Raw genomic sequence first — 12,651 nt, forward strand, 5'->3', positions numbered from 1 at the left:
CTCCTGTTTCCAAACATTACACCTAAAACAGCCAGCGCCGCGCCACCGAACAATAAATACCAGCCCCATATAAATTTTATTTTTGAGGTAAGGTATTTTGCAAGAAAATGCAAGGGTATAAAATCAAAGGACATGCGCACTTTCAAAATAGCCAGGATATAAAACAGGATCACCAAACCAAGTGACAGCCAGGCCGAAAGGCGGATAATTTTAGGTTGGCTTAAAACTGTGCCCAATATACCCACTATCGCAACCAGTAAAATCACGATGCCATATGGTTTGTTGCCGTCGTATACGTCCCAATGGCCAACTATCGGTTTTAAAATAGGGCAATAGGTGCCAGCTATCAATACCACAAAGCCGATAAAGGAAAGTAAATTATTGAGGCGCATGGTTATTTTTGAGTTATTTCCATTTTTTCGGCAAAGTGGGCGCAATAGTCGCGCAGGTCTTCCACAATATTTGTTTCGCCGGTTGCACGTAAAAAGCTGTCGCCCATTGTTTGCAGTGTCTCGTAAAAAAAACGCTTCATTTCATCAACCGGCATATCTTTCGTCCACAGGTCTATCCGCAGGGTATTTTTATAATTCTGGTCCCAAAGGGCCAGCATCATTGATTTTACCGGCAATGCCTCTTTAGTTTGCGCATCAGTAGATTCCCACATAATGGTTTCCGGCACATTATTATCGTCGAGTTCAATAGTAAGCTTTATCTCCGCTTTCTTCATTTCGTTATTTAACAATTAAAAATATAATAGCGGACAAAGTTATAAAGCTTAGCTCTACAATCCATAACTTTTTGTTCTCAGGGAAGAAATTACGGAACATTATGTCCATAAATGACACTACAAAAGCAAACAAAATAAATATCCAGCCAATAGCGCCACCCAAATTGATCAATTTAGATCCTGTAACTTTAATCCCATAGATCCAGCTGTAGCCCGCTGCGAATAAAAAGAATGCGCTTGCAAAATTGAGGGGGGTGATCCTTAACTTCATATTACCTTAATGTTTTTTTCTGTATGATTTTGGCGACTTTGTTCTTTTTTCTTTAGGATTATGTGAGGTTTTTGATTTTGCAGCATCAAACTTTTTGCGCTGGTTCAAAGTCTTCTTTTCATGAAACGCCCCTTTAAAATCCGGGTCATCACGTCGTTTCTGCATATCTATCTCCCGGTCCTGTTCCTGTTTTTCCTCGTAGGGTGTAGCCTCAATAAACACCTCGGCAGGAATATCGGTTACCGGGATAGTTTGCCTGATCAGTTTTTCCACCTTGCGGATATAATACAGTTCAGCCGGATTGCAAAAAGTGATCGCCTCGCCTGATTGATAGGCCCGCCCGGTACGCCCGATCCGGTGTACATAATCCTCAATCACCACCGGAACGTCAAAGTTGATTACGTGGCTTACGTCACTCACATCAATCCCACGGGACGCCACATCAGTAGCCACGAGGATTTTCACTTCATCATTTTTAAATGCATTGATGGCATTGATCCGGGTATTTTGTCCCTTGTTGGCATGCAGTACCTTAACCTCCTTTTCACCAAACTTTCGCAGTAAAAACTTGTACACATCTTCGGCGGCGGTACGGGTTTTACAAAAAATGATGAGTTTTTTTATGTCATCTTCCTGGTCAAGCAGTTTTTTAAGCAGGTTGATCTTGGTTTTAACATTGGGCACAAAGTACAAATGCTGGTTCACTGTCTGCGCCGGCGTTGCCTGTGGCGTTACTTCAATAATCGTTGGAAATTCGAGGAAATTATTGGAGAGTTCGTGAATCTTATCAGACATGGTCGCCGAAAAAAGCAGGTTTTGCCGCTTTACAGGCACCACTTCCAATATCCGGTTGATCTGGGGCATAAAGCCCATGTCCATCATTTTATCTGCTTCGTCCAGCACTAAAGTCTGAAGTGTTTTTGTAACGATATGTCCGGCCAGGTAAAGATCCATAAAGCGCCCCGGAGTGGCCACAATGATATCCATACCCTTATTTATCTGTTCTATCTGGGTTTTTGGGCCAAGTCCGCCATATAATACCACCACCCGTAAATCGGTATTGGCGGCAAAAGCCTTAATATTTTCCTCTATCTGCATTGCCAGCTCACGTGTGGGGGCAATAATCAGCGCTCGCGCATGATCGCCCTGGGCATATTTCAGCTTCATCAGGATAGGTAAAACATAGGCAGCAGTTTTTCCCGTACCTGTTTGTGCAATACCCATTACATCCTGCCCGTTAAGTATGGGTGGGATAGCTTTTTGCTGTATAGGCGTTGCTTCGGTATAACCGGCATCGGCAATCGCGTTCAAGATCTGCCGGTTAAATTTAAAATCCTCAAAAGTTACAGCCATGGGGCAAAGATAGTTTTTTCTGATTAGGTGAGAGGCGAAAGCGTAAAGGTGAAAGGTTTTTAGGACGTCAGAAAGACAAATACAAGGATTTTCTGCAAATCCGGAAAGTTTGGCACGATTATTAAATAATTACTTTCTTTGTAAAGTTTCGGTGAATTTTTTATCAATAACGACCAGCACTTATTGTTTGCCCCATCGGTCAGGGCGCTATATATATGATTAAACAACTTCTATTAATAGCCTTTGTCTTTCTAACTTTAAGTGTCCACGGGCAAACAACCGACCCTCATTATATCAAATTCCTGCACGTTGGTGAACGGATCCTCAATGTACATACACTTAATATAAGCTATGGAACGGGCGAAGTCCCCAGGGATTCTGTGGAAATAATCAATGACACACTGCAGGTAATTTCCTGTGTTACCGACGAAAAATCGTTCAATACCATCGCTGATTATATCCACGACGCCAAATTCCACCTAAGCAATAAACCCGGGAGGCTTGAGTTCGGCACTTTTAAAGTCATCAAAGACGGAAGGTATTTTTATTTACCTGACGTAAGTGTTACCAGTTATTTCAAAAAAATGATCCTATTCCTCAAAAAAAAGAATAGCGACCCTATGCTGATCAGCGCGATAGTTGACAACTATCCATGGATTTTTAATCCTTAAATTAAGCCAGGCCTTTGTATTTGGATTTAATGTTATAAGTTAAATTCAATTCTAAATTCAGTACCTTCGTTTTCCAAACTATGCACGCTAATTTTACCACCAAGTGCATCTACTTGCGTTTTAACCATAAATAAGCCCAATCCTTTCCCTTCTGCGGTCGAATGGAACCGTTTATACAGGCCAAAAACCTGATCGCCGTTTTTTTTCAGATTGATGCCCATTCCATTATCTGAAAAAAGCAATTCCAGTTTATTGTTTACCAGGCTGCTTTTAACTTCAATAATACTGTGAATCTCCTTTCGGCGGTATTTAATACTATTTGAGATAAGATTATAAAAAATACTGTATAAATAACCCCTTAACGTTAAAAAACCGTCGACAGCCGAAAAGTCATACGTTATTTCAATGTTATATTTATCAATTAAATTCTGAATACTGGACTTTATCTCTTCAACAAGGGTTGAAAAATGGACAATTTCTTTGGTCTCGTTGATATCGCCTTTTACCTGCAAAATATGATTAAGGTCTTTTACCACTTCATCAAGACGCGTAACAGATACTTTAATACCGTCGATAATGGTCTCCTTATCAGCCAAACTTAAATTATTATCATTCAAAACACTCGCGGCTCCAATAATATTGGCAACCGGTGCCCTAAGGTTATGCGAAATAATGTAGGCAAATTGCTCCAGGTCTATATTCCGCAACATCAGGTCGCCCACCATTTTCGTACGTTCCTCGTTAGCCAACGCTAACTCAATTGTTCGTTTTTCTTTTTCTTTATTCTGCAGTAAATATCTGTCTATCAAAATCAACAGCAGAATAGTGAATGCCACCATCGAAATAAATATGACCCTTGAAAGCTGTTTAAAAGCTATTTGCGAACGCCCGTTTGTTTGTTTACGAATGCGTAACAAAACATTTTCAGCTTGCTGAATAGTGGATGTAATCTTGCGGATCTGATCGCCAAAGTATTTACCCTGTTTATTTGATGTGTAGGTAACAGCAGGCATCAGCCCTTGTTCTTGTCTTATCTTAACTGTTTTAGTCGCAAAATCCAACAATTTATGCATATAACCATCAAGTGAATCGATGCGGAGTTGTTGCCCGGGGTTATCAAGGGTAAGTTGTTTTAATTCGCTAATGCTGGTGAATGCGGCTTTTTCTGCAATATAAAAAGACTGGAGAAATGTGCTGTCATTCGTAATCACAAATCCTTCTGTCGCTGTTTCAATATCTTTGGCTATAGAGAGCACATTGCCCGACTGGTTGATAACCTGTTCTGTATGGCGAACCATTTGCTCTGATTTAAAGAGCCTCTGGTTACTTTGATAAACTGCATATCCGGTTACACCATTGCCTGCCAGAACTATCAATGAGAATAAAAAAAGTTTTTGACGAATGCTTGTTCTCATCCTGGCCCTGAGTAAATATAATACATGAGTGAAGTTCCCTTTTACGGAAGATACCAGCGGTTGGTTGTTTTATTCCTCAAAGTTTAAAAAAAATATTGATGAAAATTCATCAATAATCCGGACTCATCCCATTACCTTTGCGTTATGTCCTCTGTTCTAATTAAATCCGCCGTTATAGTTAATGAAAACAAACAGTTCGTCGCCGATATCCTGGTGAGGGATGGCATTATAGAACGAATTGATAAACAAATCAATATAAATGCAGACCATGAGATCGATGCGGAAGGGCTATTCCTTTTCCCGGGTTGTATTGATGACCAGGTGCATTTTCGCGAACCCGGTTTAACACACAAGGCGAACATCTATACTGAATCGAGAGCGGCCGTCGCCGGCGGTATAACTTCCTTTATGGAAATGCCCAATACTGTTCCGAACACCCTAACGCAAACTTTACTGGAGGCTAAATACCAAATTGCTGCACAAAGTGCTTTGGCTAACTATTCCTTTTTTATGGGCGCCTCGAACGATAATATTGAAGAGGTGCTCCAAACCGACATCAAAAATGTTTGTGGCATAAAGGTCTTTATGGGGTCCTCAACCGGAAACATGTTGGTGGACAACCCTAAAACACTCGAAAATATTTTTTCGCAATCGCCAATGCTTATAGCAACCCACTGCGAAGATGAGGCTACTATCCAAAGCAACCTGGCTCATTTTAAACAGTTGCTTGGCGAAAATATACCGGTGAGGTTGCACCCTAAAATACGAAGCGAAGAAGCCTGTTACCTGTCGTCATCGATGGCCGTTGAATTGGCGAAAAAGCATAATACCAGGCTTCATATTCTACATATTTCAACAGAAAAAGAAACGCATCTTTTTGATAATACTATCCCGTTAAAGGAAAAACAAATCACTGCTGAAGCCTGTATTCACCACCTTTGGTTTAGCGATGAGGATTATGAAACCAAAGGCAACCTGATCAAATGGAACCCTGCTGTAAAAACAGCCGGCGACAGAGATGGCATTTTAAAGGCTGTTTTAGATGGCAGGATAGATGTGATCGCAACGGATCATGCGCCGCATACCATTGAGGAAAAATCATTACCTTATCTGCAGGCGCCTTCTGGCGGCCCGCTCGTACAACATGCACTCCCTGCTATGCTGGAGCTTTATCACCAGGGGAAAATCAGCCTTGAACAGATTGCCGAAAAAATGGCACATAATGTGGCAGACTGCTTTCAAATAGAAAAACGCGGCTATATCCGCGAGGGTTATTGGGCTGATCTGGTGCTGGTGGACCTAAATGCTCCATGGAAAGTCAACAAGGATAACATCCTTTATAAATGCAAATGGAGTCCGTTTGAAGGCACAACATTTCAATCAAAAATAATAACCACGATTGTTTCGGGAAATGTAGTTTGGGATAAAGAAACTTTGATTGAAGGGCAAACCGGAAAAAGGCTGGCCTTTGAAAGATAGCGTTTATACTATCGCCAGGTAAATTTTCACTTCCGTTTCTTCAAAGCTTTTGGCATTTGCGCTATACAGATCAAAATCAGCGGTATAGGCTCTTTTGATATTGCTCCCCCAAATTTCCTGCCAGCCAGCGTGAACTTTCTCGGGAAATTTACCTTCCGGATCATATACCTGGTATTTGCCCGCTGCAATAGTTATCCCCGCAAATCCATCCGGAATATGATCAAGCGAGGCTATCCTGCATCCGATTAAACAGGTGTAGTCGCCTAAATAGTCTGACTCATAATCGGTGTAAACGCAATAGGTGTCATCCGAAAGCTTATTTTCAATTATTGCCAGCAAATTTCCCTGCATTATCCCCCCCCACAAACCACCAATATCGTTTTGTGATTGCCCGTTTTGATTGGTTGTACGTACTGTTATTCCCACCAGATAAAATTGCGATATTTCGGTAATTTCTGTTTTCATGTCGTTTAATTTACACGAGTATTCGTGCTATTTTTTTTAATTGGACGTTCAGATTTTGTCCAGGCGGGTATTGCATAATCCATCGTCAGCTGCTTTCCAGACGGAAATTTCACTTTGGTTAGTTTGCCAATCTCTATTAATTTTTGATGCAAAACGGGCCAGGTCGGTATTACATCATCCTCTTGTGTCCAATGAACATAAGCGGCCTCATTACACCAATTTGGCAAATTACGCATGGCGGTTTTATGCGGATCATTATTCCTGAAATATTTCATGGCCTCAGCGGACTCCCAAATAGTAACCGTCCAAAAAGTGAACCCTTTATCTATCAATTCCTTTCCGGCAATAAAACCGGGAATTTTTTTAATGGATTTTATGGAGGCTTCATTAGCCAGCAAAAACTGTGGTAAAAAAAATACCGACCTGATGCGCAAACGGGTTACTGATACAAAATACATGCTATAAATATAGCGTTATGTTAGGTCCTTTTTAAAATCTCTATCAGTCCACCAAAAACAGTTTTCCAGTTTTGTTCAGAATGTTCGAGCGCCTGCTGATTTTTGACACCGTCCTGCGTAATTACCAGGGCTGTTGTTCCATCCCGCTCATGCAGTTCGTAGGTAATATTATTGTAGTTTTCGGGCTTATCTTCGGTACCCGACATGCTGCTCCAATAGGTATACTTTAATAATTTAGGGGCATCGATTTCCATGATCTCTCCACCGTCAACATATGTTTTCCCTTCCCACTCGCCGCTAAAAGTTATCCGGCTTCCTTTTTTAAAATCCGATTTCAAATCCGTTCCAAAAAAATATTGTTTTACAATTTCAGGATCGGTTAACCCTTTCCAAACCTTTTCGATGGGTTCGTTAAACGTGATGGTTGTTTTTAATGTGAGTGTTTCCATGGTTTCGTTGTTGTAACGTTGTAATGTTAAAATGTTGTAATGTTGAAAGGTTATAAAGTTATTTTTCACCGGCCATTGACCCAATGACTGAATGACGTTTTATTCAACCCAATCAACCGTTGAAGAATAAATAAGTTTAAAATCAGCCTCTCCTATTTCAAAAAAACCAACCCGAAAAGGGTATCCCCACGATTTTTTATTGGGGATGAAGCTCAGTTCTCCTATAATTGGCAGGATTGATGTTTCTTTACAAGGGAAATACTTTATGTTCCTTCTGTAAGGGATAAAATCGTCAGCCATTTTATGCTGGTAAATTTCATCATCCGCAACCTGCCCGATTGCTGTAAATGCCTGGCACAACTCATTACCGCCATATGCTACTTTCGGGGAATAGCAGATCACCCAATCATTAACTGCCATCCGCTTTAAAGGCCCTTGTTTGCCGTGGTTAGCCTGGATAAAGCCACCGGCAGTTCCCCTTGTAATATGATCTTTTGAGACTACTACTATCCAGTACTTCATTGCAATTAAATAAAAAAGGTGAACAAAAATATCACCAATAGCAGCAAGCCGACAAAAATCGGCTTCTTTACCTTGGCGGATTCTTTGTTTTTTACATGCGTGTAAAGTGCGCCTGCAAGTATTAAAGGGAATATGGCGATACCATATATTCGAGTGGCGTTAAAAAGCATCAGGATGCTGCATGTAATTTCGGTTAAGCCGAGTAAGTGCATAAACCAAAGCGGGTAACCCCATTTTTTAAAATGTGCAACACTTTGTTTGTTGCCGGTTAGTTTCTTAAATCCAAAGATGAAGCCCGGTATGACATAAGCTGCTATCAATACCCAAAAGATGATTTGAATTGCCATAGTTTTATTTTTTCATACAAATAAAACACCGGCGAATGACAACCCTATGTCAGTAGGGATTTGTGAGCTGAAGATTTTTTTGGCCTATCGAAGCGGCAATAAGGCTTACGCGTTCCTTTAAACTATCCGGGCTAATAACCTCTGCCTGGTCGCCAAACATCATAAACCAGCGGGCAAAGCCTTCTAAAGACATTGTAAGGAAGGTCATTTCAATTTGATCCCCTATTTTTTTCTCTGAGACAAAGCCGCTATAGTATTTCTGGTATTCAAGATGTGCATATACTGATCTTTCAACGCGGATGATCACCAGGTCGAGTTCCTGCTCCTTTGCGGTTTGAGCGATATAGTCTTTTAACGTAGGATGCTTGCTGTCAAAATATTTTTCGGTGACCTTAACCTGGTTGATCCTGTCTATTCTGAAATCGCGGTAATCATTGCGCATTCTGCAGTAAGCGATCAGGTGCCAGTAACTGTCTTTATAAAAAATGCCAATAGGCTCAATATCTCTTGTCGTATGCTCCTGGCTGTGATTGGCGAAATAATCAATGTTGATGACCTTCTTTTGTGCTATGCTATTTAAAAGCGTTTGGATATGATCTTTATTATCGATCCGCGCCTGGTGATGGCTTTTTAAAACAGCTATCTTGTTATCAATATCCTCCAAAAGGTTTTTTTCGGAGGTTTTTAAAATCGCCCTGATCTTATACATGGCCGATTTGTGATGCTCCGCGGTTGACGCATCAGTCATCTTTTCAACAAACTTTTCAGCTGTTAAAAAAGCGGTGGCTTCTTCGCGGGTAAACATTACCGGTGGCAAACGGTAGCCATCCATTATGGAATAGCCTACGCCTGCTTCGCCGATAATTGGGATGCCGGCTTCTTCGAGTGTCCTTACATCACGGTACACGGTGCGCAGGCTGATGCCGAAACGCTCGGCAATATCCATAGCCTTAACTACCCTGCGCGATTGTAGTTGAATTAAAATAGCCGAGACCCTGTCAATGCGATTCATGACCACCAAATTACGTAAAAAGGAGTACACCACTAAATTATATTGATCAATCCGGATTGAAATAATGCTGTTTATAATAATCAAATTACATAAAAAGCCTTAACTTAAACATTATAATGCCGTAATTTGTTGTATCTGAATATGGACGATAAAATAGTAACTTTTCAGTCTTATTACGACCCCATGCTGGCGCATATTGTGCGTACCAGGCTTGAGGCAAACGGAGTTCCCTGCTTTATTGCCGACGAAAATACTATTGGCGCCAACCCGCTTTATAACCAGGCTGTAGGTGGCGTAAAACTAAAAGTATTTGAGCGTGACATAGAAAAATGCTATGAAATACTGGCAACCGAAGGCGATTTGCATGAACAGGACCATATTGAGATTGATGGTGAAAACACCTATGTACTTTGCCCTTATTGCGCGTCCACAAATGTGAGCAATATTTCAGCATCTAAAGAAAATGACCAGTGGCCCGACCTGCTCGATTCATTGGCGAATCTTGTTAATCCCTTCCACACCGCGAAAAACTGGCATTGTAATAATTGCCAGCAGGATTTTGAGTAGAAATAAATCAATTCAACTTCCTTGTTTTCACGATTTTTGTATCAATAAAGATACAAAAAACTAATTTTTTAAAGCTAATCTCTATATTAGCGGCTATGTATAATCGCCGTAAGTTTCTAAAAGTATCGGCTGCAGGCGCATCACTTGCGGCACTCTCTACTTCATCTATTGCAAAATCAACCGTTTTTAACCCACCAGCGGGTTTTCCAATCGTTATTTCCACCTGGGATTTTGGTATCGTGGCCAACAAAGAAGCCTGGAAAACACTTGAAAAAGGCGGCCGTGCATTAGATGCCGTTGAGGCGGGTGTAAGAATACCTGAAGCCGACATGAATAACCACACCGTTGGTCGTGCCGGTTACCCTGACCGCGACGGACATGTAACCCTTGATGCCTGTATTATGGACGAATTTGGCAACTGTGGTTCGGTAGCTGCAATTGAAGATATCGCTCACCCCATATCGGTAGCCCGATTAGTGATGGAAAAAACACCGCACGTAATGCTTGTTGGCGATGGCGCGACTCAATTTGCCGTTGAACAAGGATTCAAAAGAGAAAAACTGCTAACGCCGGAATCAGAAAAAGCGTGGAAGGAATGGCTAAAAACAGCCAAATATTCTCCTGTTATGAATATTGAAAATAAACAGCATGCGCCGGGCAACAAATATAACCATGATACCATCGGGATGCTGGCAATTGATGCAAAAGGAAATATATCAGGTGCATGTACCACCAGTGGCATGGCTTTTAAGCTCCATGGCCGGGTTGGGGACAGCCCTATTATAGGCGCTGGCTTATATGTAGATAACGAAGTGGGCGGCGCTACATCAACCGGTGTTGGCGAAGAGGTGATTCGTAATGTTGGCAGTTTCCTGGTGGTTGAATTGATGCGGCAGGGATATTCTCCTGAGGATGCCTGCAAGGAAGCCGTTAAACGCATTATCAAAAAGAAACCGGAAACTGCTAAAGACATCCAGGTAGGTTTCCTGGCGATAAACAAAAAGGGCGAATATGGTGCTTATGCTATCCAGCAGGGCTTTTCATTCGCGGTTTGCAATGCTGAAAAACAAGACCTCCTGGTACCGGGTAAAAGTTTTTATTGATTTGTAGCATTAAAGCGTCAGGCAAAAATAAATTAGCAACCATTTTAAAAAGCCTTCGTATAAACATCGGGGTTCTATGTCATAATTTTGCCAGTCTAACTAACAATTACCGTCAACTATGAAAAGTCCCGTCATACTCGAAGTTTGTGCCAATTCCGTTGGCTCAGCCCTGGCTGCCCAGGATGGAGGAGCTTATAGGGTAGAGCTATGCGAAAACCTGTACGAAGGCGGAACAACCCCTTCTTATGGCGAAATCCAAATTGCAAGGAAACTCCTCCAAATCAAACTATATGTTTTAATAAGGCCGCGTGGGGGTGATTTTTTATATTCCGATGTTGAATATGATATAATTACCGCCGATGTAAATTATTGCATAGCAGCAGGTTGCGACGGTATTGTGATCGGGATATTAAATGCAGATGGCACCATTGATAAAGAGCGCTGCCAAAAGTTGATCCGGGTGGCAAAAAACAAAGGTCTCGGTGTAACCTTTCATCGTGCATTCGATATGTGTACAGATATGGACCAGGCCCTTGAAGATATCATTGCATTAGGTTGCGAGCGAATTTTGACCTCGGGCGGCAAAAGCACGGCGATGGAGGGTGCAAAAATATTAGCCCACCTGATAAAAAAAGCAGATGGCAGGATAACCATAATGCCGGGCAGTGGTGTGAGCGAAAAAAATGCCGCTGACCTGGTGGAGTTTACCGGAGCCAAAGAAATACATTCATCAGCAAGAATTCGCGTTCAAAGCAAAATGAACTATAAAAACGACCATATTGTAATGGGTGATAATTATGGCGATGAATTTGTTTATGACCAGACAGATGCCGGCCGGGTAAAAGCCATATTACAAATGGCAAATTCGTAAGCCCGAAGATTTGAGTAGTTGGTCTTAAGGCCAGTTTGGCTATTTTTTGTCAGCAATAAAATCTCTGTATGTATTAACAAAGGAGACATAAACTTGGCCTAATGCCTTCCAATCCTGGCTTCGGATGACATCTTTTGGAAAAAGCTGGCTTCCCACCCCTACCCCTTTTGCTCCCTGCTGAAAGTAATTGGTAAAATTCTCTAAATTGACTCCACCCGTGGGCATCAGGCTCACAAAACTCAAAGGTGCCAATATCTCTTTAATGTAACCGGGTTTTAAATCTCCGGCCGGGAAAAGCTTGATCATGGATGCCCCCAGTGACCATGCTTTATAAATTTCGGATGGCGTATAAGCCCCGGGGAAAATTGGTATTTTTTCAGTAACACAGGTTTTGATCACTTCCTCATTAATGATGGGCGTGACAATAAATTGCGCTTTGGCATTCAACGCTTTTTCGAGATCAGTCATGCTGCAAACAGTACCTGCGCCGATATTCAACTTATCCCCGTATAAATCCGCCAATAATGAAATATTTTGTTCGGCATTCGGCGAGTTCATGGTAATTTCAAGATTGGTTAAACCCGAGCGGCAATATACACCGGCTATATCTTCAATATGCTCATCCGGGATATTTCTCATAATGCCGACTACCGGCATCTGGTCAAACAGGTCAAATGAAAATGTTTTGTTCATGCAAATATTTTTAATTGTTTGGCAATTTTTAAATGGCCCATCACGGTAGCTTCATCAGCCTGCTGAGCTGAAAGGATTTTTATCGTTTTTGAGGGGAATAATTCCAACAGTGCCAATTGATAATATCTTCCTAATTCTTGTCCGCAAACAAGATTAATTATTTCGATTTCATTGCCGACTAAGTCCTTCAACTCCGCACCAATCAGTAAGCCGCTTAAATATCTATAATTTTCTATTTTTTGATATAC

At 41.4% G+C, this 12,651-nt stretch carries 18 protein-coding genes; 5 read left to right on the plus strand and 13 right to left on the minus strand.

The annotated features are described in order from the left end of the window. The 4 genes from QZY09_RS21790 to QZY09_RS21805 form a co-directional block, all read right to left on the minus strand. Positions 1-392, minus strand: a 392-nt coding sequence (locus QZY09_RS21790; protein ID WP_295676064.1) for a hypothetical protein, incomplete at its 3' end; no start/stop codon positions are given. A 2-nt stretch (positions 393-394) separates the two neighbouring features. After that, positions 395-727, minus strand: a complete 333-nt coding sequence (gldC, locus tag QZY09_RS21795) for a gliding motility protein GldC (protein WP_096357345.1) — start codon at positions 725-727, stop codon at positions 395-397. 4 nt (positions 728-731) lie between these two features. Then, positions 732-998 (minus strand): hypothetical protein, encoded by a 267-nt coding sequence (locus QZY09_RS21800; protein WP_295676065.1) that lies wholly within the window; start codon positions 996-998, stop codon positions 732-734. A 6-nt stretch (positions 999-1,004) separates the two neighbouring features. Further along, positions 1,005-2,351, minus strand: coding sequence for a DEAD/DEAH box helicase (locus QZY09_RS21805; RefSeq protein ID WP_295676066.1), 1,347 nt, complete (start codon positions 2,349-2,351; stop codon positions 1,005-1,007). 215 nt (positions 2,352-2,566) lie between these two features. Between QZY09_RS21805 and QZY09_RS21810 the strand changes: the two genes are divergently transcribed. Next, positions 2,567-3,022 carry a hypothetical protein gene (locus QZY09_RS21810; protein ID WP_295676067.1) on the plus strand — a complete coding sequence of 152 codons (456 nt, stop codon included), beginning with the start codon at positions 2,567-2,569 and terminating at the stop codon, positions 3,020-3,022. A gap of 32 nt (positions 3,023-3,054) precedes the next feature. Here the strand turns inward: QZY09_RS21810 and QZY09_RS21815 are convergent, their stop codons facing one another. Further along, the gene (locus tag QZY09_RS21815; protein ID WP_295676068.1) at positions 3,055-4,320 is read right to left on the minus strand and encodes a CHASE3 domain-containing protein; all 1,266 of its coding nucleotides are present in this window, start codon (positions 4,318-4,320) and stop codon (positions 3,055-3,057) included. 261 nt (positions 4,321-4,581) lie between these two features. Here QZY09_RS21815 and QZY09_RS21820 point away from each other — a divergent pair, with 261 nt between their 5' ends. Continuing rightward, positions 4,582-5,916, plus strand: a complete 1,335-nt coding sequence (locus QZY09_RS21820) for a dihydroorotase (RefSeq protein WP_295676069.1) — start codon at positions 4,582-4,584, stop codon at positions 5,914-5,916. Positions 5,917-5,919: 3 nt separating this feature from the next. On the opposite strand, the gene QZY09_RS21825 is transcribed toward QZY09_RS21820, so the two are convergent. The 6 genes from QZY09_RS21825 to QZY09_RS21850 form a co-directional block, all read right to left on the minus strand. Next, complete coding sequence (locus tag QZY09_RS21825) at positions 5,920-6,381, minus strand: GyrI-like domain-containing protein (protein WP_295676070.1); 462 nt, start codon at positions 6,379-6,381, stop codon at positions 5,920-5,922. Positions 6,382-6,386: 5 nt separating this feature from the next. After that, complete coding sequence (locus tag QZY09_RS21830) at positions 6,387-6,839, minus strand: hypothetical protein (RefSeq protein ID WP_295676071.1); 453 nt, start codon at positions 6,837-6,839, stop codon at positions 6,387-6,389. A 20-nt stretch (positions 6,840-6,859) separates the two neighbouring features. After that, positions 6,860-7,288, minus strand: a complete 429-nt coding sequence (locus QZY09_RS21835) for an SRPBCC family protein (protein ID WP_295676072.1) — start codon at positions 7,286-7,288, stop codon at positions 6,860-6,862. 99 nt (positions 7,289-7,387) lie between these two features. After that, positions 7,388-7,810, minus strand: a complete 423-nt coding sequence (locus QZY09_RS21840; RefSeq protein ID WP_295676073.1) for an EVE domain-containing protein — start codon at positions 7,808-7,810, stop codon at positions 7,388-7,390. 5 nt (positions 7,811-7,815) lie between these two features. Further along, positions 7,816-8,157: a DoxX family protein gene (locus QZY09_RS21845; protein ID WP_295676076.1), complete on the minus strand. Its 342-nt coding sequence runs from the start codon at positions 8,155-8,157 to the stop codon at positions 7,816-7,818. A gap of 49 nt (positions 8,158-8,206) precedes the next feature. Next, the gene (locus QZY09_RS21850; RefSeq protein WP_295676078.1) at positions 8,207-9,169 is read right to left on the minus strand and encodes a YafY family protein; all 963 of its coding nucleotides are present in this window, start codon (positions 9,167-9,169) and stop codon (positions 8,207-8,209) included. A 141-nt stretch (positions 9,170-9,310) separates the two neighbouring features. On the opposite strand from QZY09_RS21850, the gene QZY09_RS21855 reads away from it, so the two are divergent. The 3 genes from QZY09_RS21855 (at position 9,311) to QZY09_RS21865 (ending at position 11,710) form a co-directional block, all read left to right on the plus strand. Next, the gene (locus tag QZY09_RS21855) at positions 9,311-9,736 is read left to right on the plus strand and encodes a DUF2007 domain-containing protein (RefSeq protein ID WP_295676080.1); all 426 of its coding nucleotides are present in this window, start codon (positions 9,311-9,313) and stop codon (positions 9,734-9,736) included. A gap of 95 nt (positions 9,737-9,831) precedes the next feature. After that, positions 9,832-10,839 (plus strand): N(4)-(beta-N-acetylglucosaminyl)-L-asparaginase, encoded by a 1,008-nt coding sequence (locus QZY09_RS21860; RefSeq protein WP_295676082.1) that lies wholly within the window; start codon positions 9,832-9,834, stop codon positions 10,837-10,839. A 118-nt stretch (positions 10,840-10,957) separates the two neighbouring features. Then, positions 10,958-11,710, plus strand: a complete 753-nt coding sequence (locus QZY09_RS21865) for a copper homeostasis protein CutC (protein ID WP_295676084.1) — start codon at positions 10,958-10,960, stop codon at positions 11,708-11,710. 39 nt (positions 11,711-11,749) lie between these two features. Here QZY09_RS21865 and QZY09_RS21870 read toward each other — a convergent pair whose 3' ends face one another. Both QZY09_RS21870 and QZY09_RS21875 read right to left on the minus strand, forming a co-directional pair. Then, a complete protein-coding gene (locus QZY09_RS21870; RefSeq protein ID WP_295676088.1) occupies positions 11,750-12,403 on the minus strand; it encodes a bifunctional 4-hydroxy-2-oxoglutarate aldolase/2-dehydro-3-deoxy-phosphogluconate aldolase in 654 nt (217 codons plus the stop codon). Beyond that, a partial coding sequence (locus tag QZY09_RS21875) for a hypothetical protein (RefSeq protein WP_295676090.1) occupies positions 12,400-12,651 on the minus strand: 252 nt, incomplete at its 5' end. The genes QZY09_RS21870 and QZY09_RS21875, both read right to left, overlap by 4 nt.

Origin of the sequence: uncultured Mucilaginibacter sp., from assembly GCF_903913935.1 — a bacterium.
GTDB lineage: Bacteria > Bacteroidota > Bacteroidia > Sphingobacteriales > Sphingobacteriaceae > Mucilaginibacter.